Genomic DNA, 26,929 nt, shown 5'->3' on the forward strand with positions numbered 1-26,929 from the left:
CATGGCATGGCGGGACAGGCTGCGCCGCCGGGCTGCCGTACCGGACGCCGCGGACCGCGCCCGGCGTACGGAGCGCGCCGGGACGGGCGGTCCGCCGGGCGACGGCCCGGACCGGAGCACGTCCGGCGCCCCGGGTCCCTCCCTGCCCGGCGACTGGGACGGCGGCTGGCGCCGCACCGCACCGCCGCAGCTCACCGTGGCCCGCGCTCCGCTCGGCGTCAGCGACGGCCTCGTCTTCCGCGCGGGCCTCGCGGCCTGGCAGAACCCGTCGTTCGACGCAGGCCTCGGCCACGCTCTGCTGCCCACCGCCCCGACCGGCCTGGTGCGCGGCGTCACTCCGCCGGCCGCTCCGCAGCCCACGCGTACCGGCAGGGGCCCGCTGCTGCTCCGGGCACTGCGCCCGCAGGGGCCGGACGGCCCGGAAAGCGGCACATCGACTGCCGGCGCCCCGAACGCCGGGAGTGCGGACCGCGCGGCGCGGCTGCCGGCCGCCGGGGCACCGCAGATCTCGCGCCGGACCCGTCCGGGGGCGCAGCGGGCCGGTACGGCGCCGTCCGCCGCGCAGCCCTTCGCCGCACGGCCCTCCCGGAGCGACGAGGGCGGCGTGGGAGCGGCGGGCGTGGGCTCAGGTCCGGAGCCGGCGACGGCTCGCCCCGGCGACAACAGCCCTGTGCGGAAAGCACGTTCCGGCGACATCTCCCGGACCCGTGGCATCACGTCCACGGAGTCCCCAGCCACGCTGCTCCCGTCGCACCCCCCTGTCCAGCGGGCGGCGGAGCCGGGCACCGGTCCGGTCGTGACCCCCACAGACACCGGCACGGACACCGGCACGGACACCGGCACCGGCCGCGGGCCGACCGCTCCGCACATTCCGCTGGTACGACGTGTGTCGGTGGTCCCGGGCGCCGCCGCCGACGCCGCCGTGGCCCGGTCGGCCTCCGGTGCGCGTGCCTTGCGGGCACCGGCCGGCGCGTCCGAGCCGGACTCCGGGCGCACGTCCCGGTCGGCGGCCGGTTCGGGGAGCCGTACCCCATCCGTCCCGGCCATCCAGCGCACCGCGACGGGGACGACGGGGCCGCACTCCGCCCGGGGAGGCAGGCAGCAGGAGGCAACCCGCGCACCTGGGGCCGAGGTGCCCCGCGAGGTCGTACGGCTCCGCCCGGTGGGCCCTTTGCCGACCGTCGCCCGGCGCACGGCCGGACCCGTGCGCCGGCTCCCCGCCCTGCGGCCCGCCGCCGTCGCGGTGCCAGACAACGGCGCCACCCCTGACGCGCCGGGCCCCGCTTCCACCGTGACAGAACCGGCAGGGCCGGGGACGCGCTCGACGGCACCCGCACAGCGCACCACCAGCCGCGCGCCCCTCGGCGCACCGCTGAGCGAACTTCCCTCCACTTCCTCACCGTTGGCGGCGGACGCCACGGCCGTGCCCCCCGCACCCGGCACCGGGTCCGCGCCCGGCCCGAAGCTTCCCGTCGTCCAGCGCCACTCCGCGGGCACGGCCGGCGCCTCGGCCCCGTACGACGGCGGCGCGAAGGGAACGGCCCCCGACGCCCCGCGCCGGACCCCCGGCCGTCGCCCCGGGGCACGCGCGCGCGGCGGTCTCGGCTCGCCGTTGTCCGAACTGCCGCCCAGCGCAGGCCTGCCTGGTTCCACCGTGTCCGGTGCGAGCGCCCCCCGTACGGCATCCGGCCCCGACGTCCAGCGTGCTCCCGCACGCCAGGACCGGAGTTCCGGCGCGGCTCCGGCGCCGCCCACGACGGACCGGGACCGGACGCGCACCGGGGACGCACCGCTCGCCGCACCGCTCGCCGCACCGCTCGCGCAGGGAAGGAGCGGAGCGGACGCGCCGCTGCTGAGCGCGAGTGACGTCCGGCCCCGTCTCACCCCCAGCACCGGGGCGGGCGACGTCCAACGCAGCCTCGCCGATCACGCCCCCACCGGCGGCACCACGCTGCCCGGTCCCGCGGACCACGACCACGAAAACGGGCCCGCCTGGCCGCTGGTGACGCCGCCCCGGGCCGCCGCACCCCGCCACCCGGCAGGGGAAGGCGCACGGGAAGGCGTCGCAGGCGCGGAAGGCTCCGCAGGAAACGCGCGACGCCCCGGTACGGCCTCCGGCGGGTCGGGCTCCGGCAGGCAGCGGCCCCAGGGCCCCGCCGCCCCGGGCCCGGTCGTCGTCACCCGTGCCCCCGCGACAGGCACCGGAGCCGCCGCAGCGCCGGCAGCAACCGCAGAGTCCGGGACCACGGGTGCGGTCGGCCCGCGCCCCTTCGCCGTGACCCGTGCCGGAGCGCACTCCGCTCCGGCGCCACCCCGCACCCTCTCGCTGCTCGCCGCGCGCCCGCTCCGCCTGAACACCCGGGCCCCGGAAGGCGTGGCAGCGCCCGCCGCCTCCCGCTCCGGCAGCCGCCCCGTGGTGGCGGCGCGCTGGCCCGGCACACCGGCTCCGCACCGCAGCGGCCCCGCGCAGCCGTCGCCGGGTCCGTCCGCGGCGGCCCCGGCGACGCCGCAGGTCCAGCGGTCCGCCGCCGCGCACCCCGGCCCCGGACCGGCGGGGCGCGGCGGACGAGGCACCGGCACTCAGGGCTCCGTCCGGCGCGTCCCGGTCGTCCGGCCCGCTCCGCCCCTCCCGGGGACGCACGGGGCGGCCGCCCCGGGAGGGGCCGCCCCGGTACGGACCCTGCCGGTGACCGCCCCGCAGTCGCAGGCGCTCGCGGGCCGCCCCCCGGTCACAGCGGCACCGTCACAGACGCCGGCAGGGACCGTCCCCGTGGTCCGGCCGCGGACCGGTACACCGGGCCCCGCACCGGCGGTGGGCGGGACCGGCCGGGCAGCGCCCGCGGTCCAGCGCGATGTCACCGGCGCCGGTGACGGCTCCGTAACCAACGGCGTACCGGCCAAGGCCGAGCCGGAGCGGCCGGCCGCGACAGCATCCGCCCCCGGCAGGAGCGCGGCCGGGAACGCCGGGATTCCGCAGACCTCCGGGGCCGAACTGGACGAGCTGGCGCGCCGCCTGCTCGACCCCATGGCCCGGCTGCTGCGCACCGAACTGCGGCGCGGCCGGGACCGCACGGGCCGCCCCTACGACGGACGCCGCTGAGAGCACGGAACGGATGACGGACCAATGACAGACAGCATCTTCGCGACCAGCGTGTTCTTCCGGCTCGCGATCGCCGGGAACGACCTGGGTGCCTTCCACACCTGCTCCGGCATGGGCGCCGAAGTCGAGATGGAGAGCTATGCCGAGGGCGGCAACAACGGCTTCACCTGGCAACTGCCCGGACGCGTGACCTGGTCGAACATCACGCTCACCAGGCCGGTCACCGCCGACACGGCGAAGATCGGCCGCTGGCTCGACGAGACGCTGCGGCGGGTGGAGCCCAAGGACGGCGAGATCGTGGCGCTGAAACCGGACCTGACCAGGATCATCAGCTGGCAGGTGTTCGGGATCGTCCCGGTCCGCTGGCAGGGGCCGTCCTTCGATCCCGCCCGGTCGGAGGCCGCGGTGGAGACCCTGGAGATCGCCCATCAGGGGTTGCGCCCTTCCTGACACACCCTCTCCAGCCCTTGGGGAGCCGGGCGGTAGCAGCCTGACCGGCAAGCGGCCCCCGTCACCACGCTCCCGCCCACGTATCCGCACCGGAAAGGAACTCCAGGCATGTCCCCAGCGGCGCGCTCCAGCCGGGCCAGAGCCCAGCTGACCCTGAAGGAGCCCCCGGCCTCGGTCGGCGCGAAACCCGGCGGGACGGTCGCGCAGCTCGACCTCCAGTTCAACCCCTCCACCCTGGAGCTGCGCAAGACCACCGAGTGGCGGCGCTCCCCGTCCCGGATGGCCGGGCAGTCGGCGCTGCCCGAGTTCGTCGGCAGCGGCCCGCGTACGCTGAGCCTCGAAGTGTTCCTGGACGCCACCGCCACCCACGACAACTCCGTGGAGCAGGCGGTGGAGAAGCTGATGAAGGCGTGCGTGCCGACCCCGGCCAGCCTGGGCCGCAAGAAGCCGGCCAGCCCGTGGGTCCGGTTCGAGTGGGGCACCGCGCGGACGACCGCGTTCGACGGGGTGCTGTCGAGCCTGTCGGTGAGCTACACGCTGTTCGATGTGGACGGCAAGCCGCTGCGGGCCACCTGCGCGCTGTCCATCGAGGAGGCGAGCGTCGACCCGGCGGGCCAGAACCCGACGTCCGGTGCGCGCACCGCCCGCAGTACCCACACCGTCGTGGCGGGCGACAGTCTCGCCATGCTGGCCTGGCGGGAGTACGGCGACCCGACGGCCTGGCGCGTCATCGCCGAGGCGAACGGAATCGACGACCCGATGGCGCTCGCGCCCGGCACCGAACTGGTGGTGCCGGCGCTGCGGGACACGGGCAGTGAGGAGGAGCGGTGAGCACAACCGAGGCACAGGGCAGCCGGTCGTTCACGGCGGACCCCGTCGTGGAGACACCCGCCGAACTCCCACAGGTCTGGGCCGCCCAGCTGGTGAGCTGCGTGGTGGACGAGAACGTGGGCCTGCCCGACGCGGCGGTGCTCACCTTTCGCGACCCCGATCACGAGTTCCTGCAGGCGACCGGCATCACCATCGGCACCCCGCTGCGGGTCTCGGTGGTGACCGCTTCCGGGCAGGCGCGCGAGCGGCTGTTCAACGGTGAGGTGACGGCCCTGGAGCTCGACCGGGACGGCACGGGCTCGTTCACGGTGGTGCGCGCCTACTCCAAGGCGCACCGGCTTCAGCGGGGCCGGAAGGTGGTGGCGTACCGGAACATGACGGCGGCGGCGATCGTCCGCAAGGTGGCCGCCGGGGCCGGTCTGGCCTGCGGAACCGTGCAGGCCGCGCCGGTCACCTACCAGCAGCTCTCGCAGGCGAACGTGTCCGACTGGGACTTCCTGCAGTACTTGGCGGGTGAGAGCGGCGCGCAGGTGCGCGTCGACGACAAGGGGCTGCTCCAGTTCACCCGGCCGCAGAAGGCGTCCGGCGCGCCCGCGCCGTCGACCTCGGCCACGCGGAGCCCGATGGTGCTGGAGTACGGCCGCAACCTCCTCGCGCTGCGGGCCTCGCTGTCGGCCGCGGACAGTGCGGCGTCGGTGGAGGTGCGCGGCTGGGACGTCACCACGAAGAGGCCGCTGGTGGCCCGGAATCCGTCGGTTGTCAGTGAGACGGCGACGCCGGGTCTCAGCCCGGCGGCGAGCGCCCGGTTCGGCAAGGCCAAGCTGACCGTCACGGACACCCCGTACCGCACCCAGGCCGAGACCACGGCGGTCGCGGACGCGACGGCCGCGCAGGTCAGCGCGGGCTTCGGAGAACTGGAGGCGGTGGCCGAGGGCAACCCCCGGCTGCGGGCGGGCAAGCCCGTGGCCCTCGGCAACGTCGGGCAGGCGTTCTCGGGCCGGTACACGGCCACGGCCGTGCAGCACGTTCTGGAGCCGCACAACGGGTACCGGACCACGGTGTGGGTCGGCGCCGGCCCCGACCGCTCCCTGACGGGCCTGGTGACCGGTGGGCCGGCCCGTGGCCCCCGTATGCCGGGTCTCGCGATCGGCGTGGTGACGGACGTACGCGAGCCGGACGGGGCCGAGCGCGGTGCGGTTCGGCTGAAGTTCCCCTGGCTGGACGAGAGTTACGTCACCGACTGGGTGCGCACCGTGCAGTGGGGCGGCGTCGGCGGGGGAGGGGTGGTGAGTGCGGAGGTCAACGACGAGGTCCTGGTCGGGTTCGAACAGGGCCTGCTGGACAGCCCGTACGTCATCGGGGGGCTCTACAACGGCGTGGACCAGCCGTCACCCCATGACGTTCCGCTGATCGACAGGACCAGCGGAAAGGTCAACCGCCGCTCGGTGGTGTCGCGTTCGGGGCACCGGGTGGAGCTTCTGGACGCGAGGGCGCCGGGCCCGTCCGGACTGCGGCTGCTGACCGGGGACGAGCGCCTCGAAGTACGCCTCGACGACCGGCGGAACCGGATCGAACTGACGGTGTACGCGGGGCGTGGCCGTCCCCTCACCTCCGTCGTGCTCGACAAGGAAGGCATCACGCTGGACGCGAAGCTGGGCAACGTGAGCGTCCGGGGAAGGCAGGTGGACATCGACGGCGCGGACGGGGTGCGGATCGGCGGCCGTTCGGTGAAGGTCACCGGCGGTTCGGATGTCACCGTCGACGGCGGTCTGCTGGGCGTCCTCAAGGCCCGGCTCATCCGGATCAACTGAGGTCGGCCCGTGTCCACCGCCCGGCCACGGTTCACCTGGCCCGCGCCCAACCCTTCCCACCGACCGAATCCGCGACCGGCCCCCGGGCCCAGGACCTTCCGCAAGGAGTGCCGTATGCCAGCCGCAGCCCGTACCGGCGACCCCACCAGCCACGGCGGCGTGATCGCCACCGCGCCGCCCGGCGCCGCCGCCGCGGTGATGCGGGTGCTGATCGGCGGCCGTCCCGCCGCTGTCGTGGGCAGCCTCCACACCTGCCCGGTCCCGCCGCACGCGCTGCTGGGGCCGGCCAACGTGATCCTGCCCGACCCGGCCGCGCTCGCCGCGGGCATGGTGCTGATCGGCGGGCTGCCGGCCGCACGGGCGGGGGACCGCACGGCGTGCGGCGGGAACATCCTGACCGGAGCCCAGAACGTCCGGATCGGGGGCATGTGATGAACGAGCGGTTCATCGGCCGCGGCTGGGCGTTCCCCCTGCGGGTCGCGCCGACCGGCGGGATCGCCATGGTCGAACGGGAGCGGGAGATCGAGGAGGCGATCCGCCTGGTGCTCGGCACCGCGCCGGGCGAGCGCCCCATGCGCCCCGAGTTCGGCTGCGGCATCCACGACTACGTCTTCGCCCCCGGCAACGGCGCCACCGCCGGACGCCTCGCGCAGCAGACGCGCGAGGCCCTTGAACGGTGGGAGCCGCGCATCGCGGTGGACGACGTGGTGGTCGCCTTCGACGCCGTCGAGGACGGCACCCTCTACATCGACGTGCACTACACCGTGCGTTCCACCAACGACCGGCGCAACCTGGTCTTTCCCTTCTACACGATCCCCTCCGACGAGGAGACCGAGGAATTGGTCGCGGACTGATGGCTCTGGACTTCCCCAACCTGGACGACCGGCGGTTCCAGCAACTCGTCGACGAGGCGAAGCGGTACGTGCAGCAGCGCGCCCCGGAGTGGACCGACCACAACGTCTCCGACCCGGGCGTCACCCTGATCGAGACGTTCGCCTACCTCGTGGACCAGCTGCTGTACCGGCTCAACCGCGTCCCGGACAAGAACTACACCGCGTTCCTCGACCTGTTGGGCATCTGCCTGTTCCCACCGGCCGCGGCCGGCGCCGAGGTCGACTTCTGGCTGTCGGCGCCGCAGCCCGAAACGGTGGCGCTCCCGGCGGGCACCGAGGTGACCACCGTGCGCGGCGAGACCGAGGAAGCCGTGGTGTTCATGACCACGGACGAACTCCGCATCGTCCCGAGCGAGTTGATCCGTCTGGTGGCCGCGCCCCGGACCGGTGAGCAGAGCGACCGGACCAGGACCCTCGCCGAGGGGCTCGACGTGCCCTGCTTCCAGGCGACACCGGAGCCGGGCGACGCGCTGCTGTTCGGTCTGCCGACGCCGGTGCCGCGCTGCGTGGTCGCGGTGCGCGTGGACAGCCGGGTGGAGGGCATCGGTGTCGACCCGCGCCAGCCCCCTCTGGTGTGGGAGGCGTGGGACGGCGGCGGCTGGCGGGAGTGCGAGACAGGCACGGACACCACCGGCGGACTGAACCGTCCCGGCGAGGTCATCGTGTACGTACCGGCCGGGCACACCGCGTCGGTGATCGGCGGGACCCGGGCCGGCTGGCTGCGCTGCCGAGTCACCGAGCCGGAACCGGGCCAGCCCTTCTACTCGGAGTCCCCGACGGTGCGCGAGGCCGCGGTGTTCACCGTGGGCGGCACCATGTACGTCGAGCACGCCGAGACGGTGACCGACGTACCGCTCGGCACCTCGGAAGGGGTCGCGGGACAGACGTTCCGGCTCGGCCGCCCGCCGGTCCTCCTCGACGGCGAACCCCCGGTGGTGGAGGTGTCCTCCGCCGAGGGGTGGCGCCGCTGGGAGGTGGTCGAGCACTTCGGCCGCTCCGGGCCCGCCGACCAGCACGTCCGCGTGGACGCCACCACCGGCGAGTTCACCTTCCCCCCGGTGCTGCGCGAGCCCGACGGCACGCTGCGCCAGTGCGGCGCCGTACCGCCCAAGGGCGCCCAGGTACGGGTGGCCCGCTACCGCACCGGCGGCGGCCCGGCGGGCAACGTCGCACGCGGCGTGATCTCCGTGCTGCGCAGTTCCGTTCCGTACGTGGCGCGGGTCACCAACCGGGAGGCGGCGCGCGGCGGAGTCGCCGGTGAGACCGTCGCCAACGCCAAGCTCCGGGCGCCGGACGCGCTGCGGATGCAGGAGCGCGCGGTGACCGCCGAGGACTACGAGATCATCAGCCGCCGCGCCGCGCCCTCGGTGCGCCGGGTCCGCTGTCTGCCCGCCGCGGACGGCGCGGGCACGGTGCGGGTCCTGGTGGTGCCGGACGCGGTGGCCGACGAGGGCGACCGGCTCCGTTTCGAGCAGCTGATCCCCTCGGACCAGGTGCTCCGAGCGATCACCGCGAGCCTCGACGAGCGACGGCTGATCGGCACCCGCCTCGTGGTGGAGCCGCCGGTCTACCAGGGCGTGACCGTCGTGGCCCGGCTCGCGGCGGCGCCGGGCGACACCGACCGGGTGCGCGACGCCGCGCTCGCCGCGCTGTTCCGGCTCCTCAACCCACTGCACGGCGGTCCGGACGGCACCGGGTGGCCGTTCGGACGGCCGGTGCAGTACGGAGAGGTGTTCGGCGTTCTGCAACGAGCCACCGGCAACGCACTCGTGGAGGAGATCCGGCTGTTCGCCGCCGACCCGACGACTGGGCGCCGCGGCGCACCGTCGGACCGCATCGACGTGGCCGCGGGCGCGCTGGTCTTCTCCTACCAGCACCAGGTGGTCGTGACAGCCATCGAACCGGAGGTACGGGGATGAGCCGCGCCGCCGTACCCGGCCTGCCCAGCAGGTACCCGATCGGCGAACAACTGCCCGCCCTGTACGCCGACGACGACTTCGCGCAGCGGTTCACCGCAGGCCTCGACACCGTGCTCGCCCCGGTGTTCGCGACCCTCGACAACCTGCCCGCCTACTTCGACCCCCGGGTGACTCCGGCCGACTTCCTTGCCTGGCTGGCCTCGTGGGTCGGCGCCGGCGACGACCCACGGTGGCCCGTGGAACTGCGCCGTGAGGCGGTGGTTCACGCGGTGGAGCTGCACCGCTGGCGCGGCACCAGGCGTGGCCTGGTCGAGGGGTTACGGCTCGGGCTCGGCGTGCACGCCGAGGTGACCGGGGACGGCGGTGCGGTGTGGTCGCGCACCTCCGGCGCCGACCTGCCTCCGGAGCCCCCCGCCGAGGTCCTGGTCCGGGTGTGGCCGGGGCGCGAGACGGCGGTGGACGCGGACCGGGTCAACGAGATCGTCCGGGTCATGTGCCCGGTGCACACCGTCTGCCGGGTGGAAGTCCTGCCCGGTCCGCCCGCCGATGAAGGGAGGTGACGCCATGCGCGCGTGTCCCACGTGCGGGGCGTCCAACGGTTCAGCGGACGACTTCTGCGGCAACTGCGGTGCGTACTTGGGCTGGTCGGACACCACACCGGCCCCGGGCACACCCTCGCACGCCCCGGCCTCACCCGAACCCACCCCGGGGGACGCCACCGCGGCGCCCCCCTCAGCACCCGAGGCGGACGAGCACGCTTCCGCGGATCCTCCCCGGACCTCGTCGTTGTACAGCCGGCTGACCGGCCGCAGCGGTGGCGGTGGCGGTGGCGGGGCCAGGGGAGTGAGCGATCCGGATACGGGGGGCGCGCCCCCCGGCGACGCCGAACGCATGCGCACCGACGAGACACCCGCACCCACGTCACCCGAGCCCACGACGTCCACGCCCATGCCGCCCACCGCGCCGTCCGCCGCCACTTCACCGGCCGCCACGCCACCCCCGCCCACGGCGACTCCTGCCCCGCCCGGGTCCGAACGCGCCGAATCCGGGCCGGGGGAGCGGCCACCGCAAGCCCCGGCCGTATCGCCGGTCCCCAGCGCCCCAGACGTGCCGACCACCCGGAGCACGCCGGGCCCCAGGACGCCGGCCGCACCCGCCCCGGAGACGTCGGCACAGGACCCCGTGCTGCCCGTACTCCCCGCGAAGCCGGTCGCTCCGCGCCCCGTCGTGCGGTCCGCGGCGGTGCAGGAGGAGGCGGCGGGGGTGCCCTGCCCGGCCTGCGGCACGCCCAACCTGCCGGACCGCCGGTTCTGCCGACGCTGCGCGGCTCCGCTGAACCCCACCGCCAAGCCCGCCCCGCTTCCGTGGTGGCGGACCGTGTGGCCGTTCCGCCGCCGGGCGCGGTCGAGTTCCGGCCGGGTGGTGCGCGGCCTGGTGATCCTGGCCGTGCTGGTGGCTCTGTGCGCGGGCGGGCTCCTGCTGCTGCCGGCCGGCCGCGCCCTGTTCGAGGACACCCGGGACAAGATGAGCAAGCCCAAGGCGGTGACCCCGGTCGCCATCGCCGCGAGCGCGGAGATTCCCCGGCACCCGGCGAAGAACACGACGGACGGGCTGAGCAACCGCTACTGGGGCGCACCCGGGCCGAAGGCTTCGGTGACCTACACCTTCAGCAAGCCGTTCCGGCTGGTCGACCTGCTCATCACCAATGGGGCGTCCAAGTCTCCGGAGGGCTACGCCCGCGAGGCACGCGCTCTCCAGATGGACCTGGAGGTGACGACGCAGGACGGTGAGAAGCACACGAAGCAGGTCACCCTCAGCGACAAACCGGGCTCACAGACGATCCCCACCGGGATCAGCGACGTGAAGACGGTACGTCTGGTCCTGCACTCGCCCACCGGCCTGACCAAGGGCCGTCACCTGGCCCTGGCGGAGGTGGAGTTCTTCCAGCGGAGCTGACTCGCGGCCAATCGGCGATCCGGCCCGGTCACAGGTGCTGACCGCCGTCGATGACGATGCTGCTGCCGGTGCTGAGCCGCAGGGAGGTGACAGCACCGATCAGTGAACAGGCGACGTCGTCCGGGTCGGCGACCACCGGGAGAGGCGCGGACTCCGCCTGTGCCCGGACGGTGGCTGGATCCCGGCCGGGTACGAAGTTCGTGTCGACGGCTGCCGGGGAGAGGCTGAAGACGCGTATGTGCGGGCCGAGCACGCGCGCGAGGGAGGCGGTCATGACGTCCAGGCCGGCCTTGGCGGCGCAGTAGGCGATGCTGCTGCCCAGCCCGGTGAAGGCCGATATCGAGGAGATGTTGGCGACGGCGGCGTCGCCGGAAGCGCGTAGCAGCGGCGTGAAGGCGCGGATCACCGAGAAGGTGCCGCGCACGTTCAGCGTCAGGACGCGGTCGAAGGCCTCGTCCGTGAGCGCTTCGAGGTCGGCGTGTGACACCTTCTCGGTTACGCCGGCGGAGTTGACGAGCACGTCCACCGAGCCATGGCGGCGGGCGGTCTCCTCGGCGGCTCTGTGGATGGCCGAGGAGTCGTCGAGGGGAATGTGCGCCGAGCTGTGTCCGGTGCCGGGCAGGGTGGCGATGAGTTCCTGTGCGCGGCTGCCGCCCGTGTTGTAGCCGACGACCACGGTGGCCCCGGCCTCGGCGAGGCGTCGCGCGCAGGCGGCCCCGATGCCGCTGCTTCCACCGGTGACCACGGCCACCTTGCCGTCGAGATCGAAGAATCCCAGTCCGCCCGAACGTATTTCAGCCATGAGTACGCCCTTGTCTTGGCTCATTCACGTGAGTTCTCAGCGCAATGGGTCATCGTATCAATTCGATGCTTATCCATGGGGTGCGTTGGCTGTCCGCAGGCGCGAAGTGAAACGGAATATCTTCATCCGGCCGAACGAATACACCACGAAGATGACAAGGGTTTCATTCCGGCCATTTGTTCACCCATTCTCATTCACGTATGAGCAATGTTTATTGATGTTGAAAATGGGCTAGGATCACGGGAAATTTCATACTGCAATCGTGCGTCCGGTCCCGCTGCCGAATACGCGACTGTGAAGGGGGCTCCGTTCGAGGAGATCGCAGGCGAGTCGGATCGATCCGACGAGATCTCCGGCGTCTGCGGCTCCGAAGTCAGCCCTCGGCACAGCGATTGCCTCATCCCCTGGGAGTGTAGTGAGCCTGTCTTCCGCGCAGTCGTACCAATGGACCGGTCGAGTACTGCAGTCGTTGCGCCGTAGCCTTCTCGAACATGACTTCCTCGAAATACTTCCGGCCCTGCTCTCGTCCGAGGCGGAGCCGGGCGCGCGGCACTCGGTGGCGGTCCTCGGCGACAGGGCGAGACCGAAGGTGACCGCGGAGGGCGACGGCCGGGTCTCGGTGGACGGGAAATGGGCGTACCAGTTACCCGTGAGTCACTCGGTGGAAAAGCAGATGGCTCTTGAGCACACCGACCGGGTCTACTGCCTGACGCCGTGTCTGAGACTCCTCATGGACGGAGAGGAGGCGTCGGGCAAGCACCTCTACACGTTCTTCCAGGTGGTCGTCGAGTGGCGGGCCGCGGACGCGGACGAGGCCCTCACCGTCACCGAGAGCATCCTCGGGAGCCTGGCCCGCCATCTGGAGCCGATTCTCCCCGATGGCGCGGGCACGGCAGTCACCCGGCTCCAGGGACTGCGAAGCGGTCCCTACCCCCGAGTCTCCTTCGCGGACGCGCTCAAGCTCGGCGGCCGCAAACCGGACGAGCCGCAGAACAGCGATCTGACCCGCGACGAGGAGCGGACCCTCACCGACAGCTTCGACTCACCCTTCTGGATCCACCGGTACCCACTCGGTGTGCGTGACTCGCTCTATCAGCGAGGTGAGGACGGTCTTCAGGAGACCTACGACCTCATGCTGCCCGCGGGGTACGGCGAACTCGCCACCGGCGGACTGCGGCCGCGGGACAGGAGGGAGATCACCGAACAGTCCCGGCTGCTGGGTGGCGAGCCCAATCCGGTGTACGCCGACTGGAAGGAGCGTTCAGGGATCCAGACGGCCGGTTTCGGTCTCGGCTTCGAACGGCTCGTGCGGTACTGCGCCGGTGCCGACAGCGTCCTGGATCTCCTCGCGGCTCACGATTCCGGACCCAATCGACGCATCGGGGCGCACGAGTAGGCCACCGAGTACCGACCGCCACCGCGCCGGTGAACAGCCGGGCCGGGCGGGTCGGTCGTCACTGGCCCGAGTCGAGTGCGACGGCGGTCGTGTGCCCAGTCGCGACTCGGGACGGATGGGCCCACAGGCCCAGGGCGGTGAGCAGCGGCAGGACGCCTTCACCGAACCAGTAGGCCTCCTCCAGATGAGGCTGACCCGAGAGGACGAACTCGTCGATGCCGAGCCGGTGGAACTCCACGATCCGGGCGGCCACCTCCTGATGGCTGCCCACCAGGGCGGTACCCGCGCCGCCTCGGACCAGGCCGATACCGGCCCACAGATTGGGCGCGATCTCCAGGGCGTCGCTACGTCCGCCGTGCAGCGCGACCATGCGGTGCTGGCCTTCCGATTCGCTGCGGGCCAGACCCTCCTGGACCGAGCGGATCACCTCCGGGGTGAAACCGTCGAGCAGCCGCCGGGCCTCGGCCCACGCCTGCTCGGCGGTGTCCCTGGTGATCACGTGGAGCCGGATGCCGAAACGCACGGGGTCGCGCCCCGCCGGGGCGAGGGCTCGGACGCGGGACAGCTTCTCGGCCACCTGGGCGGGGGGTTCCCCGAAGGTCAGGTAGACATCGCTGTGGCGCGCGGCGACCTGGATGGCGGACGGTGAGGATCCTCCGAAGTAGACGGCCGGAACCGGATCGGGCAGCCGTCCGAGCCTGGCCGCCTCGACCCGCAGATGCGACCCGGTGAAGTCGACGGTCTCGCCCCTCCAGAGCCGTCCGACGATTTCCAGGAACTCACCGCTCCTGACGTAACGGGCTTCCTTGTCGAGGAAGTCGCCATAGGCGCGCTGCTCGTGGCTCTCGCCGCCCGTCACCACGTTCAGGAGCAGCCGGCCCCCGGAGTGACGCTGAAACGTGGCGGCCATCTGGGCGGCAAGCGTCGGGGAGACGAATCCGGGCCGGAACGCGACCAGGAACTTGAGGCGCTCCGTCTCACGCGCCAGCATGGCCGTGGTCAGCCAGGCGTCCTCACACCAGGCACCGGTCGGAGTGAGTGCCCCCTCGAAGCCCAACTGCTCTGCTGCGGAGGAGACTTGGGTGAGGTACTCGATGGTGGCAGGCCGCTGCTCCTCAGCTGTGGCCCCGGCAGGCAGATCATGGCCACCGCCGACGACATGGCGACTGTCGCCGTAGGTGGGCAGGAACCAGTGGAAGGTCAGGCTCACTCAGGTCTCCAGTTCTTCTCGGTGGGTCACGCGAGTCCGTGGCTGGTGGCGCCGGCCGAGGGGCGGGGGCGTCTCCCGCGGGCTCCTTGAGAACCGTCGAAGGCCAGGTCGGCGATGCGGGCGGAGAGAACCGTTCCCCTTTCGAGTCCGGGATCACTGCTGTTCACGCCGCCGGCTCCGATCCCATTCCCGTGACGCCGACGCATTTATTACGCGCCTGCGATGAGGAGCTGATGAGGAAGGGCCATCCTCATGGAATTCGGGCCGTTCATTCTGCGTGCAGTGGAGGTGATCGTGATTCGCGCACGGGCATGGACTGTCCGGATCGCGGCGTCGACAATTGATGTGGGAAGTGCCGTTGCGCTGTCATTGAGCCCCGCGAATCCAAAGGCTGTCAGAATGGAGTCCATGTGGGTAGAGGGCGTCACCGGCCGCGTATCGGCGTGATCGCGGGCAAGGCTCCGTGCTCAGGACATCGAGGGCCTGACGGAGATGACCACCGGCCTGCTCGACGAAGGCGACTTCGACCGGACCCTTCAACGACTCGGCGCCGAGTGACCGAACAGACCCCGTTCCGGAAGATGAGTCAGGCTTTGCCGAGCTGTTCGGCCAGGTCGGCCAGGCCGTCGGCGTGCAGGTCGAACCGGTCCGAGACGGTGGGCGGGTCGCCGACGGGCCGGGCGACGTAGGCGGTGCGCAGCCCCAGGTCCTGTGCACCGCGCAGGTCCCAGGCGTGGGCGGCGACCATCAGCAGCCGCTCCGGAGGTCGTCCGGAGACGGTGACGGCCAATTGGTAGACCGCTGGGTCCGGCTTGTAGGTCCGGGCGTCCTCGGCGGACAGGGCCTGGTGCCAGCGCAGTCCGGCGTGGGCGTTGAGTCCCAGCAGGGCTGTCCGGCTCGCGTTGGAGAGCCCGATCAGCGGGTACCGTTCGGCGAGCAGGGACAGTGCCGCCACGGAGTCGGGCCAGGGCGGGACCCTGGTGCCTGACAGGGCCAGCGCCGCTACGGCAGCCGGGTCGTCGACCCCGGCCGCGTCGGCGACGAGGCGGGCGGCTTCCCGGTCCAGGACGTCACTGGTGAGGTAGGGCCGACTGCCGTCGAGGACGCGGCGCTGCTCGCGGTCGATGTGCCGCTGCCACAGCGACAGGAGTTGCTCGATCCCGGAATCGTCGAGCGACGGGTCGAGAGTGCGGATGCCCGCGCGGATCCCCGCGGGTTCGTCGACGAGCGTGCCGAGCACGTCGAAGACGATGGCATCGATCTCTGGCTCTGACATGAGGTGAGGTCTCCCGGGCGATGCAGGGGCGTGCGGGCGGCTGTTGGCCCAACGCAGCAGGAGGTCCCCTGATTCCCGCCCCGCACGCTCCGGGCAGACGCTCCTGTCGGGCGGGCCCGCATCGCCATCGAACCCGTCCTGAACGACAACGTCGGCCTTCGCCTCCTGGTTGTCACATCCGAGTACGGATCGACGTACTCAGGCTCAGGCGATTGAATGGAAGGCGTCGGCGTTCTCCGAAGCCCATTGCCGAAACGAACGGGCCGGTGTCCCGGTGACCTGCGAAACGGTGTCGCGCACCATCAGCAGCTCGTCGTTCACGTCTCCGCCGGTCACGTCCAGCACTGCTTCCGCGGCTTCGGCGCCGAAGACCGCGGCCATCCGCGCGTGGGCCTCCTCGCGGCTGATCTCGGTGAAGGGGACCTCTCGGCCCAGCGTTGCCGCGATGGCCCCGACCTGCTGGCGGGCGGTGACCGGCGCCGGACCGGTCAAGGCGTACGTGCGCCCCTGATGGCCGGGCTCGGTCAGTGCCACCCGTGCCACCGACGCGATGTCCGCAGGGTGGATGGTCGGCAGCGCGGTGTCCGCGTACGGCGCGCGGACGGTCTCGTGGCCACGGATGGAGTCCGCCCACATGAGGGCGTTCGAGGCGAACTGCGTCGGCCGCAGGATCGTCCAGGCCATGCCGCTTGCCTTGAGCAGTTGCTCCACCGCCAGGTTCTCGCCGGCGGGGCCGAGACGGGGGTGGCTCTGGACGGTGATCGACGACACCAGCACCACGTGCTCCACACCCGCCTGCCGGGCAGCCTTGAGGACGTCGGCGTCCGGGCCCAGACGCGATACGAGAAACAGCGAGTGCACCCCTTCCAGCGCGGACTTCAGCGACGTCGGCTCCGCGAAGTCGCCCTCCACGGCTTCGACCCCTTCAGGGAAGGTCACCCGTGCGGCATTACGGGTGAGTCCTCTGAGCGGACCGGCATCGCGTGCGTGCAGCTCCTTCAGCAGCGCAGTGCCTATGTTTCCGGTGGCTCCGGTCACGAGGATCATGAGCGTGTTTCCCGTCGTCGGCTTGATGAACCAGACGACACGCTAGAACCTCGATCGAACTTCAGGTCAAGGAACCCTTGGCTGCTCACGCTGCTGGGCAGGTGACCTCACGTGTGCGCCGGCGCACCCGGCCCCGAAATGCGCCGACAGCCGCAACGCGCACGCTCTCGCCGAGCCGGCCCGAGCACCGGACGGCCGTTTCCGTTCGGCGGTGGGTGTGCCGCTCCTCGGCGCGGGTACTCGGGACGAAGTCCGGAGGCGGGATGCCCAATGACAGGAGGATGGCCATGGCGGTGCCGAAGACGAGCGTGCTGGTGCTGGACTGCGCGGAGCCGGAGGAACTGGCCGATTTCTACGCCGCGTTGCTCAACGCGGAAGTTCATGTCGGTAACGAGCTCGATATCGTCGAGATCGTGGGCCACAGCGGGGTGCATCTGGCGATCCGCAGGGACCACGGTTACGCGCCGCCCAGCTGGCCGCGGCCCGACGATTCCCAGCAGGCTCATCTGCGGATTCTGGTGGCACGCGAGGACATCGACGAGGCGGAGCGCGAGGCGGTCGGGCTCGGTGCGCGGCCGCTGGACACGAAGAACAACGGGGGCGCCCGTGACACGCGCCTCTATTCCGATCCCGCCGGACATTCCTTCACCCTGGCCACGCACGACCAGTGAGAGTCACGCCCCGCGTGAATGCGTCCAGCTGCCGTGCCGTGCCGGACGCAACCCTGCGAACCCCGCGAGGAACCGCCCCAACGGCCAACCGGCGGCGTTCGTGAACGTATGAATCCACCCACCTGCGAAGGAGCCCTCATGTCCTCCTCGATCGTCGAGACCGTCGATATCAAGGCCCCGGTGGCCATCAGCTGGGCGCTGTGGAGCGATGTGGCCCGGTGGCCCAGGTTCCTGAGCCATGTCCAGCGCGTCGACCCGCTGGACGAGCGTCGCTTCGCCTGGCAGCTCGCCCTGCCGGGTGTCGACAAGGTCTTCGTCGCCGAACTCACCGAAGTCGTACCTGAGGACCGGATCGCCTGGAAGACGACGGAGGGCGTCCACCACGCCGGCGTCGTCACCTTCCACCGGCTGGACGACGAGTCGAGCCGGCTGACTCTGCAGATCGAGTACGACCCCCAGGGCTTCGTGGAGCACTTGGGAGCCCTCACCAACCTTGACTCGGTCCTGGCCAATTACGACCTCGGTGAGTTCCAGAAACTGGCCGAGCGGACTGCGGCGGGCGACTTCTGAGCATCGGGGGACCGTCATCGCCACCGGCACCACCACGTCGACGTCCGACGCGCGGACCGAGGCCCTGGGGAGGGGCGGACCTGTGCCGTGCGCGGCCGGGCCCGGGGGCGCGTACGGGGCGTGACCGGCCTGTACGCTGCGAGCATGCAGCCGTCCGCCCCCTCCTCCCCGTCAGGTTCCGAGCGGCCGGGCCCGGTCGCGGACCCCGCCCGGCGCGGACTCCTGACCGAGCGCATCGCCCGTCAGCTGGAACACGACATCAGGTCCGGAGAGATCGCCGTCGGGACGAAACTCCCCTCGGAGCGTGAGCTCGCCGCCCAGTTCGGCTCCAGCAGGAACGTCGTGCGCGAGGTGCTGCGGCGGCTGGAGGCCCAGCACCTGATCGAAGTCGCCCCGGGGCGGGGTTCCTTCGTCCGTGAGCAGTCCTCGGGGCAGGCCAGGGGGTACGACGCGCTGTACCGGGCGGGCCGTCCCACCGTGCGGCAGCTCATCGAGGCGCGGACCCCGCTGGAGGTCGAGATGGTCCGGCTGGCGACCCAGCGGGCGACGGACGAGGACATCGCGGCCATGCGGACCGCACGGGACGCCCTGGAGTCGGCGACGGATGTCGTCGTCAAGGCGCAGGCCGACATGGACTTCCACGACGCCATCGCGGTGGCGAGCAAGAACCCGGTCCTGCGGATCATGCTGTCCTCGATCAGCGGGATGATGTTTGAGATGATGCTCCGCTCGAACTCCGATCCGTCGATCGGCGAGGCCGGTGTGCCGCACCACCCGGAGATCTTCGAGGCGGTCGAGGCGCGGGACGTGGATCTCGCCTGCGCGCGGATGCGGGAGCACCTGCTGCTGGGGCTGCGCACCTACGGAGCGGATCTCGACCTCCAGGTCGACACGATGGCACGCAACCACATCGAGACGCTGCTCGGCCAGGCCGAGGACCGCCGGGGCGGCGACCGAACCGGCGCATAGCCGAACGGCCGGTTCGGTAGGACTCTCCCTCACCGGACCTTCCTTCAGGGCTGGTCGGCACACCTCTTCTGCTGTTACGGTCCCGTCCCAACCAACTGGTCCTACCAGTTGGGCCAGACAAGTCGAGGTGGTGTGGGCCGGGACGCGTCGCCTACCACCACGGCGCTACGCGACGTGGCACGACACCGCAGAGAGACGAGGGCAAGGATGTCCACGAGCAGCCGGCTCCTGAGCCGGCGAGTCTTCGGCAGGCTGGCGGCAGGGGTCGCGGGCGCCGCCGGAGCGGGGGCGCCCAGCGCCTGTTCGGCCGGGGGCGGGAAGCCCTCGGACGCGAGCACCGACCGGGGCGGCCTGATGGCAGCCGCCACCCTCATCACCGTGCCGGTCGTACTGGCCGCCCTCCTCGGGCAGAAATACCTGGTCGCCGGGCTGACCTCCGGCGCTACCAAGGGCTGAGAAGCCGCTGCCCAGCGGCAGCCGGAGCACAGCCTGCGCACCGGCCCAGGGCTGACCCCCACACCCCCCGACATCCGGAAAGAGAACACACGCATGAAGATCGTCGACGCGAAGGTCGTCGTCACCAGCCCCGGCCGCAACTTCGTCACCCTGAAACTGACGACCGACGACGGCCTCACCGGCCTCGGCGACGCCACCCTGAACGGCAGGGAACTCGCCGTGGTCAGCTACCTCACCGACCACGTGGCGCCGCTGCTCCTCGGCCTCGACCCGCACCGGATCGAGGACACCTGGCAGTCGCTCTACCGGGGCGCCTACTGGCGGCGGGGACCGGTGACGATGGCCGCCATCGCCGCCGTCGACGTGGCACTGTGGGACATCAAGGCCAAGGCCGCGGGGCTCCCGCTCTACCAGCTGCTGGGCGGCGCCAGCCGCGAACGCGTCCGCACCTACGGCCACGCCAACGGCCGGGACATCCCCGAACTCCTCGACTCCGTACGAGCCAGGCTCGCCGAGGGCTACCCCGCCGTGCGCATCCAGTCCGGCATTCCCGGTCTCAAGGCCGTCTACGGGGTGTCCGACACCGACGACGCGGGCGCACCGGTCCTGCACCAGCAGGCGCGCCCCCTGGTGGAGGACTGGGACACCGAGGCCTATCTGCACCACATGCCGGCCGTCTTTGACGCGGTACGTGCCGAGTTCGGCGCCGAACTGCCACTCCTGCACGACGCCCACCACCGGCTCACCCCGATCCAGGCCGCCCGGCTCGGCAAGGACCTGGAGCCCTACCGGCCCTTCTGGCTGGAGGACTGCACACCCGCCGAGAACCAGGAGGCACTACGGCTGGTGCGCCGCAGCACCACCACGCCACTGGCCATCGGTGAGGTCTTCAACACGGTGCACGACTACCAGGCACTGATCACCGAGCAGCTGATCGACTACGTGCGGTCCGCGGTTACCCACTTCGGCGGTGTCACACCGCTGCGCAAGCTCTTCGACTTCGCCGCCCAGTACCAGATCAAGAGCGCCGTGCACGGACCGGAGGACATCTCCCCGGTCGGGATGGCCGCCGCCGTCCACCTCGATCTGGCCGTCCACAACTTCGGCATCCAGGAGTACCCGGGCCACACCCCCCTCACCCAGGAGGTGTTCCGGCACTCCTACACCTTCACGGACGGGTACCTGCACCCGGGCGAGGCCTCCGGAATCGGCGTGGAGCTGGACGAGGAGCTGGCGGCGGCCCACCCGTACGACCCTGCGTATCTGCCGGTCAACCGCCTCCACGACGGGACCGTCCACGACTGGTGATCCTCCACCACCGCCGGGAGCGCACGTCCGGGCATCGGGCGGATGTGGTCCCGCCGCGCGTCCCGGTCCTGCACAATTCGCTGTGTGATCGAAAACGACCCGTACGTGTGGCTGGAAGACGTCGAGGGCGAGCCCGCGCTCGCGTGGGTGGCCGAGAGGAACGCCGAGACGGCGGCCGCGCTGGCCGCCGGCGCCGGGTTCACTGCCCTGAAGGAGGAGCTTCGGGAGGTGCTGGACGCCTCGGACCGCATCCCGTACACCGTGCGTCGCGGTGCGTTCCTCTACAACTTCTGGCGGGACGCCGGGCACGTGCGCGGTCTGTGGCGGCGTACGACGCCGGAGCAGTACCGCAAGGACGCTCCCGAGTGGGAGGTCGTCCTCGACGTCGACGCGCTCGCCGCCGCGGAGGGCGAGAAGTGGGTGTGGGCCGGCGCGCGGGTGCGTCATCCCGGCCACGACCGGGCACTGGTGTGTCTGTCGCGCGACGGTGGCGACGCCGTTGTGGTCCGTGAGTTCGACCTCGCCACCCGGGCCTTCGTCGAGGGCGGCTTCCAGGTGGGAGAGGCGAAGACGCGGATCGGTTGGATCGACGCCGACACCGTCTTCATCGGCACCGACTTCGGGCCGGGCTCGCTGACCGATTCCGGCTACCCGCGGACCGTCCGCAGATGGCGACGTGGCACGCCACCGGAGGAGGCCACCGTGGTGTTCGAGGGCCGGGCGCAGGACGTGGCGGCCGGTGGCTGGCACGACAGCACCCCTGGCTTCGAACGGGACTTCGTCTTCCGGTCGCTGGACTTCCACCACAGCGAGATGCACCTCCTGACCCCCGACGCCTCGCTCGTCAGGATCGACGTCCCGGACGACGCCGACGCCTACGCCCATCGCGAGCATCTGATCGTGAGCCTGAAGTCCGCATGGCTCGGACACCCGGCGGGCTGCCTGCTGGCGTTCGGCTTCGACGCCTTCCTGGCGGGCGACCGTACCGCGGAGGTGCTGTTCGCCCCGGATGAGCGGACGGCCCTGGCCGGACACTCCTGGACCCGCCACCACTTGATCCTGGAGACGATGCGCGACGTGAGCACCCGCATCGAGGTGCTCACCCCGACGCCCGGCGGCGGGTGGGCCCGCAAGCCGCTCGCGGACGTTCCGGCGCTGTCCGCCGTCAGCGTCGTCGACACGGACCCGGACGTCTCCGACGAGTACTTCCTGGATGTGTCGGGGTTCCTCCAGCCATCCACCCTCTACCACGGGGAGATCGGCGCCGGCTCGGAGATCCTCAAGCAGGCTCCGGCCCGCTTCGACACCGAGGGACTGACGGCGGAGCAGTTCTTCGCGGCCTCCGAGGACGGCACGCGGGTGCCGTACTTCGTGATCGGCCCCGACCGTTCCGCCCCCGACTCCGCCCCCGGTCCCGCCCTGCTCTACGGATACGGAGGCTTCGAGGTCTCCCTCACCCCCTTCTACGGCGCGTTGACGGGCCGGGCGTGGCTGGAGCGCGGTGGCACCTACGTGATCGCGAACATCCGAGGCGGTGGCGAGTACGGACCGGACTGGCACCGGGCCGCACTCGGCGCGGACCGGTCACGAGCCTTCGAGGACTTCGCGGCCGTCGCCGCGGACCTCGTCGCGCGGGGCATCACCACCCCGGCCATGCTGGGTGCCGCGGGGGGCAGCAACGGCGGCCTGCTCATGGGCGCGATGCTCACCCGCTGCCCGCACCTGTTCGGCGCGATCGTCGCCCAGGTCCCGCTGCTGGACATGCTCCGCTTCCACGAGCTCCTCGCCGGTGCGTCGTGGACCGCGGAGTACGGCAACCCGGACAACGAGGCCGACCGCCCCCACCTCCGTGCGCTGTCCCCCTACCACCAGCTCACCGCGGACCAGGTCTACCCGCCGGTTCTCCTGACGACCTCCACCCGTGACGACCGCGTCCACCCCGGCCACGCCCGTAAGGCGGCGGCACGGCTGCGCGAACTGGGCCACCGGGTCCTGCTCCACGAGAACACCGGTGGCGGCCACGCGGGCGCCGGCGACAACGAGCAGGCCGCCCACAACAACGCCCTGATGCACACCTTCCTGTGGCAGCACCTCACTCCACCGGTTCGGCCGGCCTCCGGCTGATCGTGAGGGCGTCCGCGGGCACACCCGCGGGCGCCGCCCGATCGGTGTCCGGCTCGATGCCCGCGAGATCCCGGTGCCGGGTCTCCTTGGCGCAGGTGACCGCCAGCACGGTGATGAGCACCGCGGCGATGACGTACAGCGCGATCGGCGTCGAGCTGTCGTAGTCCGCGAGCAGGGCGGTGGCGATGAGCGGGGCCGGTGCGCCGGCCGCGACCGACGAGAACTGTGCGCCGATCGACGCGCCCGAGTACCGCATCCGGGTCGCGAACATCTCGGAGAAGAAGGCCGCCTGAGGCGCGTACATCGCTCCGTGGAAGATGAGCCCGACGGTGACGGCGAGCAGCAGACTCCCAAAGCTGCGGGTGTCGATCAGCGCGAAGAACGGGAACATCCACAGTCCGACCCCGACCGCGCCGACCAGATAGACGGGCCTGCGCCCGACCCGGTCGGACAGGGCGCCCCACATCGGGATAACGGCGAAGTGGACGGCCGAGGCGATGAGCACGGCGTTGAGTGCGGTCTGCTTGCTCAGATCGGCCGCTGTCGTCGCGTAGACGAGGATGAACGCCGTGACGACGTAGTAGCTGATGTTCTCCGCCATCCTGGCGCCCATGGCGATCAGCACATCCCGCCAGTGGTGACGCAGCACGGCCACCACAGGCAGCTTCTCCGTCGCCCCGGCCGCGGCCTTGCGCTCCTCGGCCTGCGCCAGCGCGGCCTTGAACAAGGGCGATTCATCGACGGAGAGACGAATCCACAATCCGACGACGACCAGCACGCCGGAGAGCAGGAAGGGGATACGCCAGCCCCAGGCCTCGAAGGCCGAGTCCGGCATCACCGCGGTGAGCGCGGAGAGCACCCCGGTGGCGAGCAACTGCCCGGCAGGCGCTCCGGTCTGCGGCCACGATGCCCAGAAACCGCGCCGCCCGGCGTCTCCGTGCTCCGACACCAGCAGTACAGCGCCGCCCCATTCACCGCCGAGGGCGAAGCCCTGTACCAGCCGGAGCACGGTGAGCAGCACCGGAGCGGCGGCCCCGACGGTGGCATGGGTCGGCAGCAGCCCGATCGCGAAGGTCGCGCCGCCCATCATCAACAGGCTGAGCACCAGCAGCTTCTTGCGCCCGAGCCGGTCGCCGTAGTGCCCGAAGACCAGGGCGCCGATCGGTCGGGCGGCGAACCCGACGGCGTAGGTGAGGAAGGACAGGAGGGTTCCGACGAGCGGGTCGGAGTCGGGGAAGAACAGCTTGTTGAAGACGAGGGCGGCCGCTGAGCCGTAGAGAAAGAAGTCGTACCACTCAATGGTAGTGCCGATGAGGCTGGCGGCGACGATGCGCGGGAGGTTGGAAGCGCGTGGGGGAGAGGCTGCTGGGGTGGCCATGGGTACCACTTCCGAACGGTGGGTGGGGACGGGTTCCGTGTGTTGCCACACCGTAGGAAGGGGCAGGTCAGAGGCGTATGTGGCGGGACACCATAGTTGGGGTGACGGGTGTGCGTGCGCTCGCTACTGCGAGGTGATCCGCCGCCGATCACGCCGCGCCTGACGGGCCGGGAGAGGGCTGTCCGAGTTGCACGGTTCGCCATATTTCGGTGGGGCGGTACTGACCCCCGCGCTGACGTGGTGCTGACCACGCTGTGTGGCGATCGGGCCGCTCGCGATGGTCTGTGCCCGGAGCGTGTGTGGGTGTCGAGACGGGCTCGGCCGACCGAGCAGCGCCCGCAGCACGGCCAGGATGGAAGCGCTCACCGGCCTTCCTCCGATCGTGGTCAGCGACCTCTTCGGCCATCCACCCCACACCGCCTGTGTGCGGGCTCAGTACGCCCAGAGCGGCTGGGCGGATTGCCTCGAAGCCGCCCAATCCACCGACTGGAGGTGACGCCCGGCACGCGCACGGGCACGTCGCGGTCGCAGGCCGCTCGCGCGTGGCTGGGCGGGTACTCCCCGGAGGTTCCGTCGCACACTCAACTGGACGGTGTGACCGGGGACCACATGCCGAGCCACTGCTCGGCGCCCCAGGCCTCGAACCGCTCTACCTCGGTGAATCCCAGCTTCGCCGCGAGACGCATCGAGCCGACGTTCGCGGTCTGGGTGGCGAGCACCACGGGCTCGCCGGGAAGGACGGCGTCGAACCAGCCGAGTGCCGCCGCGCACGCCTCGGCGGCGTACCCGAATCCCCATGCGCGCGGCAGGAACAGGTAGCCGAGATCGGCCTTCCCGGCGGCAGCCGGGCTACGGTGCCCCGTTGCTCTCCTGAGCAGGATCTGGCCGATCATCGCCCCGTCGAGATCAACGACGAAACTCCCGGGCCACCGCTCGGGTGCCGAGGGCATCTCGCGCTCAAGCTCGTCACGCGGGCGGGGGCCGCCGAGGTAGGTGTGCACCTCCGCCGACGCCAGCAACTCGATGAACGCCGCACGGTCCCGGGCCTCGGGCTCACGGAGTACGAGCCTCTCGGTCCTGATCGGCTCAGGCGGCCAGGCCACGGGTCCCAGATCTTCCATCCGCGCACGCTAACAGGTGGTCAAACCGACCGAACGGGAAACACTCAGCTCCCCGGCGTCACCTCTCAGGGGTGTCGGCACTGGTTACGGGCCCGGCGTGGAGCCGTAACGGCCGACCGCGAGCAATGAACGTTCATTGTGTGGCGGTCGTCTCCAGATGGTCTGCTGTGCGCCGATCAGGGTGCGTCCGGAGTTTCGGCGATGCGCAGCAGCAGTGCGTGCAGGGTGCGGCGCTCCTGCGGGTCGAGTGGGGCGAGGAGTGTGGCGGTGACCTTGGCCCCGTCCTGCTCGCTCTCACCCAGCAGCTTGGTGCCGGCGGGGGCGAGGACGACGATGCGGTTGCGCCGGTCCTTGGGGTCGGGCTGCCGCTGGACGAGACCGAGGCGCTGGAGGTCGTCCACCAGGCTCACGATGGCGCTCGGGTCGTATCCGAGCCGGGTACTCAACTCCCTCTGCAGACAGCCCTCGACGGTGGCGAGGTAGCGCAGAATCGCGTAGTGGCGCAGGCGCAGGCCGTGCTGTTCCAGCTCGGAATTGAACATGCTGCCCGAGCGGAGACCGAGTCGGTAGAGCAGATATCCGGTGTCCGCGTGCAGGCCGCGCATCCAGGGGGCGTCAGTCATGGGAGCCAGCATGACGCAGAACAACTACCGGTGACAACTATTGACGAGAACAATGATTGCTCTTAGCTTCCTTCTCCATGAGTACTGAACTCCCCCTGGACCTCACTGGCAAGGTCGCCGTCGTCACCGGCAGTGGACGCGGCCTCGGCCTTGCCTACGCCACCGCCCTCGCAGCGGCCGGTGCCTGTGTCGTCGTCAACGATCTGGACGCCGAGGTCGCCGAACGGGCCGCCGAGTCGATCGTCGAGGCGGGCGGCCGGGCCGTCGCCGAGGCCGTCGCAGTCGGCACCGCCGAGGCCGCGGACCGCCTCGTGGCCCGCGCGGTCGACTCCTTCGGCCGTCTCGACGTCATGGTCACCAACGCAGGCATCCTGCGTGACCGGGTGCTGTGGAAGATGACCGACGACGACTTCGACGCCGTCGTCACCACCCACCTCCGCGCCACCTTCACCTGTGCCCGAGCCGCCGCCGTCAGGATGCGCGAGCAGGGCGAGGGGGGCAGTCTCGTCCTCGTCGGCTCCCCGGCCGGGCAACGCGGCAACTTCGGGCAGACCAACTACGCCGCCGCCAAGGCAGGAATCGCGGCGATGACCCGTACCTGGTCGATGGAGCTCTCCCGCTCACGGATCACCGTCAACGCCGTGGTCCCCGTCGCCGCCACGTCGATGACCGAGACGGTCCCCGCCTTCGCGCCCTACATCGAGCAGTGGAAGCAGGGCGCGCCGCTGCCGGACTTCCTGCGCAAGGGCGAGGGATTCGGCACTCCCGAGGACTGTGCCGCCCTCGTCCCGTTCCTCGCCTCGGACGCCGCCCGCGACGTCACCGGCCAGTGCATCGGCATCGGCGGCGACCGGCTCACCCTCTGGTCCCATCCGCAGGAGGTCGCCGTCGCGTACGCCGACGGCGGCTGGAGTCCGCGGACCATCGCCGACAGCTGGCACGGTTCGGTGGGGCGCGAACCGCAGAGCGTCGGCATCCCCGCCCCGCAGGTCCCCTCGGAGGCCGGGGCGTGAAGGAG

Annotated in this window: 24 protein-coding genes and 1 pseudogene; 17 read left to right on the top strand and 8 right to left on the bottom strand. The window is 71.6% G+C overall.

The window, feature by feature from the left end; all coding sequences use genetic code 11:
- Window position 1 precedes the first annotated feature (1 nt).
- The 9 genes from OG322_RS38240 (at window position 2) to OG322_RS38280 (ending at window position 10,960) form a co-directional block, all read left to right on the top strand.
- The gene (locus tag OG322_RS38240; protein WP_329307587.1) at window positions 2–3,100 is read left to right on the top strand and encodes a hypothetical protein; all 3,099 of its coding nucleotides are present in this window, start codon (window positions 2–4) and stop codon (window positions 3,098–3,100) included.
- Window positions 3,101–3,124: 24 nt separating this feature from the next.
- Window positions 3,125–3,550, top strand: coding sequence for a phage tail protein (locus OG322_RS38245; protein WP_123465434.1), 426 nt, complete (start codon window positions 3,125–3,127; stop codon window positions 3,548–3,550).
- A gap of 108 nt (window positions 3,551–3,658) precedes the next feature.
- Window positions 3,659–4,381: a CIS tube protein gene (locus tag OG322_RS38250; RefSeq protein ID WP_124285926.1), complete on the top strand. Its 723-nt coding sequence runs from the start codon at window positions 3,659–3,661 to the stop codon at window positions 4,379–4,381.
- Window positions 4,378–6,192, top strand: a complete 1,815-nt coding sequence (locus OG322_RS38255) for a VgrG-related protein (protein WP_124285927.1) — start codon at window positions 4,378–4,380, stop codon at window positions 6,190–6,192. Before OG322_RS38250 ends, OG322_RS38255 begins: the two co-directional genes overlap by 4 nt.
- 114 nt (window positions 6,193–6,306) lie before the next feature.
- Window positions 6,307–6,624, top strand: a complete 318-nt coding sequence (locus OG322_RS38260) for a PAAR domain-containing protein (RefSeq protein ID WP_123465440.1) — start codon at window positions 6,307–6,309, stop codon at window positions 6,622–6,624.
- Window positions 6,624–7,046, top strand: coding sequence for a GPW/gp25 family protein (locus OG322_RS38265; protein WP_123465442.1), 423 nt, complete (start codon window positions 6,624–6,626; stop codon window positions 7,044–7,046). The genes OG322_RS38260 and OG322_RS38265 overlap by 1 nt, the downstream gene beginning before the upstream one ends.
- Complete coding sequence (locus tag OG322_RS38270) at window positions 7,046–9,004, top strand: putative baseplate assembly protein (RefSeq protein WP_123465444.1); 1,959 nt, start codon at window positions 7,046–7,048, stop codon at window positions 9,002–9,004. The genes OG322_RS38265 and OG322_RS38270 overlap by 1 nt, the downstream gene beginning before the upstream one ends.
- Window positions 9,001–9,564 (top strand): phage tail protein, encoded by a 564-nt coding sequence (locus OG322_RS38275; RefSeq protein WP_123465446.1) that lies wholly within the window; start codon window positions 9,001–9,003, stop codon window positions 9,562–9,564. Before OG322_RS38270 ends, OG322_RS38275 begins: the two co-directional genes overlap by 4 nt.
- A gap of 547 nt (window positions 9,565–10,111) precedes the next feature.
- Window positions 10,112–10,960 (top strand): zinc ribbon domain-containing protein, encoded by an 849-nt coding sequence (locus OG322_RS38280; protein ID WP_241200341.1) that lies wholly within the window; start codon window positions 10,112–10,114, stop codon window positions 10,958–10,960.
- Between the two features lie 28 nt (window positions 10,961–10,988).
- Here the strand turns inward: OG322_RS38280 and OG322_RS38285 are convergent, their stop codons facing one another.
- Window positions 10,989–11,762 carry an SDR family NAD(P)-dependent oxidoreductase gene (locus tag OG322_RS38285; RefSeq protein WP_124285928.1) on the bottom strand — a complete coding sequence of 258 codons (774 nt, stop codon included), beginning with the start codon at window positions 11,760–11,762 and terminating at the stop codon, window positions 10,989–10,991.
- 415 nt (window positions 11,763–12,177) lie between these two features.
- Between OG322_RS38285 and OG322_RS38290 the strand changes: the two genes are divergently transcribed.
- The gene (locus OG322_RS38290) at window positions 12,178–13,158 is read left to right on the top strand and encodes an amino acid--tRNA ligase-related protein (protein WP_260147003.1); all 981 of its coding nucleotides are present in this window, start codon (window positions 12,178–12,180) and stop codon (window positions 13,156–13,158) included.
- A gap of 58 nt (window positions 13,159–13,216) precedes the next feature.
- On the opposite strand, the gene OG322_RS38295 is transcribed toward OG322_RS38290, so the two are convergent.
- The 4 genes from OG322_RS38295 to OG322_RS38310 all read right to left on the bottom strand — a co-directional run bounded on the left by OG322_RS38295 (window position 13,217) and on the right by OG322_RS38310 (window position 16,691).
- Window positions 13,217–14,368, bottom strand: a complete 1,152-nt coding sequence (locus tag OG322_RS38295; protein ID WP_329307588.1) for an LLM class flavin-dependent oxidoreductase — start codon at window positions 14,366–14,368, stop codon at window positions 13,217–13,219.
- A gap of 26 nt (window positions 14,369–14,394) precedes the next feature.
- Complete coding sequence (locus OG322_RS38300) at window positions 14,395–14,535, bottom strand: hypothetical protein (protein WP_329307589.1); 141 nt, start codon at window positions 14,533–14,535, stop codon at window positions 14,395–14,397.
- 419 nt (window positions 14,536–14,954) lie between these two features.
- Window positions 14,955–15,644, bottom strand: a complete 690-nt coding sequence (locus OG322_RS38305; RefSeq protein ID WP_124285930.1) for a haloacid dehalogenase type II — start codon at window positions 15,642–15,644, stop codon at window positions 14,955–14,957.
- A 204-nt stretch (window positions 15,645–15,848) separates the two neighbouring features.
- Window positions 15,849–16,691, bottom strand: coding sequence for an NAD(P)H-binding protein (locus OG322_RS38310; protein ID WP_124285931.1), 843 nt, complete (start codon window positions 16,689–16,691; stop codon window positions 15,849–15,851).
- A 287-nt stretch (window positions 16,692–16,978) separates the two neighbouring features.
- Here OG322_RS38310 and OG322_RS38315 point away from each other — a divergent pair, with 287 nt between their 5' ends.
- The 6 genes and pseudogenes from OG322_RS38315 (at window position 16,979) to OG322_RS38340 (ending at window position 22,789) form a co-directional block, all read left to right on the top strand.
- Window positions 16,979–17,362 (top strand): VOC family protein, encoded by a 384-nt coding sequence (locus tag OG322_RS38315; RefSeq protein ID WP_123465458.1) that lies wholly within the window; start codon window positions 16,979–16,981, stop codon window positions 17,360–17,362.
- Between the two features lie 138 nt (window positions 17,363–17,500).
- Window positions 17,501–17,932 (top strand): SRPBCC family protein, encoded by a 432-nt coding sequence (locus OG322_RS38320; protein WP_123465460.1) that lies wholly within the window; start codon window positions 17,501–17,503, stop codon window positions 17,930–17,932.
- Between the two features lie 144 nt (window positions 17,933–18,076).
- Window positions 18,077–18,901: a FadR/GntR family transcriptional regulator gene (locus OG322_RS38325; RefSeq protein ID WP_329307590.1), complete on the top strand. Its 825-nt coding sequence runs from the start codon at window positions 18,077–18,079 to the stop codon at window positions 18,899–18,901.
- Between the two features lie 324 nt (window positions 18,902–19,225).
- Window positions 19,226–19,357: pseudogene (locus OG322_RS38330) on the top strand (carbohydrate ABC transporter permease); the annotation flags it as partial.
- A 93-nt stretch (window positions 19,358–19,450) separates the two neighbouring features.
- Window positions 19,451–20,665, top strand: coding sequence for a D-mannonate dehydratase ManD (gene manD, locus OG322_RS38335; RefSeq protein ID WP_329307591.1), 1,215 nt, complete (start codon window positions 19,451–19,453; stop codon window positions 20,663–20,665).
- A 42-nt stretch (window positions 20,666–20,707) separates the two neighbouring features.
- Window positions 20,708–22,789 (top strand): prolyl oligopeptidase family serine peptidase, encoded by a 2,082-nt coding sequence (locus tag OG322_RS38340; protein ID WP_398912305.1) that lies wholly within the window; start codon window positions 20,708–20,710, stop codon window positions 22,787–22,789.
- On the opposite strand, the gene OG322_RS38345 is transcribed toward OG322_RS38340, so the two are convergent.
- The 3 genes from OG322_RS38345 to OG322_RS38355 form a co-directional block, all read right to left on the bottom strand.
- Window positions 22,758–24,167 (bottom strand): MFS transporter, encoded by a 1,410-nt coding sequence (locus OG322_RS38345; protein ID WP_124285933.1) that lies wholly within the window; start codon window positions 24,165–24,167, stop codon window positions 22,758–22,760. The genes OG322_RS38340 and OG322_RS38345 overlap by 32 nt on opposite strands.
- Window positions 24,168–24,748: 581 nt before the next feature.
- Entirely contained in the window at window positions 24,749–25,288 is a 540-nt protein-coding gene (locus OG322_RS38350) for a GNAT family N-acetyltransferase (RefSeq protein WP_123465469.1), read from the bottom strand.
- A gap of 176 nt (window positions 25,289–25,464) precedes the next feature.
- Window positions 25,465–25,911, bottom strand: a complete 447-nt coding sequence (locus OG322_RS38355) for a MarR family winged helix-turn-helix transcriptional regulator (RefSeq protein WP_123466455.1) — start codon at window positions 25,909–25,911, stop codon at window positions 25,465–25,467.
- Window positions 25,912–25,988: 77 nt separating this feature from the next.
- On the opposite strand from OG322_RS38355, the gene OG322_RS38360 reads away from it, so the two are divergent.
- Window positions 25,989–26,924, top strand: coding sequence for an SDR family NAD(P)-dependent oxidoreductase (locus tag OG322_RS38360; RefSeq protein ID WP_123465471.1), 936 nt, complete (start codon window positions 25,989–25,991; stop codon window positions 26,922–26,924).
- Window positions 26,925–26,929 lie beyond the last annotated feature (5 nt).

The organism is Streptomyces sp. NBC_01260, from assembly GCF_036226405.1.
Classification (GTDB): domain Bacteria; phylum Actinomycetota; class Actinomycetes; order Streptomycetales; family Streptomycetaceae; genus Streptomyces; species Streptomyces laculatispora.

What these genes read in the sequence shown, in the direction of transcription:
- OG322_RS38240 (WP_329307587.1), top strand. Translation starts at nt 2, where the DNA reads ATGGCATGGCGGGACAGGCTGCGCCGCCGGGCTGCCGTACCGGACGCC.
- OG322_RS38245 (WP_123465434.1), top strand. Translation starts at nt 3,125, where the DNA reads ATGACAGACAGCATCTTCGCGACCAGCGTGTTCTTCCGGCTCGCGATC.
- OG322_RS38250 (WP_124285926.1), top strand. Translation starts at nt 3,659, where the DNA reads ATGTCCCCAGCGGCGCGCTCCAGCCGGGCCAGAGCCCAGCTGACCCTG.
- OG322_RS38260 (WP_123465440.1), top strand. Translation starts at nt 6,307, where the DNA reads ATGCCAGCCGCAGCCCGTACCGGCGACCCCACCAGCCACGGCGGCGTG.
- OG322_RS38265 (WP_123465442.1), top strand. Translation starts at nt 6,624, where the DNA reads ATGAACGAGCGGTTCATCGGCCGCGGCTGGGCGTTCCCCCTGCGGGTC.
- OG322_RS38270 (WP_123465444.1), top strand. Translation starts at nt 7,046, where the DNA reads ATGGCTCTGGACTTCCCCAACCTGGACGACCGGCGGTTCCAGCAACTC.
- OG322_RS38275 (WP_123465446.1), top strand. Translation starts at nt 9,001, where the DNA reads ATGAGCCGCGCCGCCGTACCCGGCCTGCCCAGCAGGTACCCGATCGGC.
- OG322_RS38285 (WP_124285928.1), bottom strand. Translation starts at nt 11,762, where the DNA reads ATGGCTGAAATACGTTCGGGCGGACTGGGATTCTTCGATCTCGACGGC.
- OG322_RS38305 (WP_124285930.1), bottom strand. Translation starts at nt 15,644, where the DNA reads ATGTCAGAGCCAGAGATCGATGCCATCGTCTTCGACGTGCTCGGCACG.
- OG322_RS38310 (WP_124285931.1), bottom strand. Translation starts at nt 16,691, where the DNA reads ATGATCCTCGTGACCGGAGCCACCGGAAACATAGGCACTGCGCTGCTG.
- OG322_RS38315 (WP_123465458.1), top strand. Translation starts at nt 16,979, where the DNA reads ATGGCGGTGCCGAAGACGAGCGTGCTGGTGCTGGACTGCGCGGAGCCG.
- OG322_RS38320 (WP_123465460.1), top strand. Translation starts at nt 17,501, where the DNA reads ATGTCCTCCTCGATCGTCGAGACCGTCGATATCAAGGCCCCGGTGGCC.
- OG322_RS38325 (WP_329307590.1), top strand. Translation starts at nt 18,077, where the DNA reads ATGCAGCCGTCCGCCCCCTCCTCCCCGTCAGGTTCCGAGCGGCCGGGC.
- manD (WP_329307591.1), top strand. Translation starts at nt 19,451, where the DNA reads ATGAAGATCGTCGACGCGAAGGTCGTCGTCACCAGCCCCGGCCGCAAC.
- OG322_RS38340 (WP_398912305.1), top strand. Translation starts at nt 20,708, where the DNA reads ATGTGGTCCCGCCGCGCGTCCCGGTCCTGCACAATTCGCTGTGTGATC.
- OG322_RS38345 (WP_124285933.1), bottom strand. Translation starts at nt 24,167, where the DNA reads ATGGCCACCCCAGCAGCCTCTCCCCCACGCGCTTCCAACCTCCCGCGC.
- OG322_RS38350 (WP_123465469.1), bottom strand. Translation starts at nt 25,288, where the DNA reads ATGGAAGATCTGGGACCCGTGGCCTGGCCGCCTGAGCCGATCAGGACC.
- OG322_RS38355 (WP_123466455.1), bottom strand. Translation starts at nt 25,911, where the DNA reads ATGACTGACGCCCCCTGGATGCGCGGCCTGCACGCGGACACCGGATAT.
- OG322_RS38360 (WP_123465471.1), top strand. Translation starts at nt 25,989, where the DNA reads ATGAGTACTGAACTCCCCCTGGACCTCACTGGCAAGGTCGCCGTCGTC.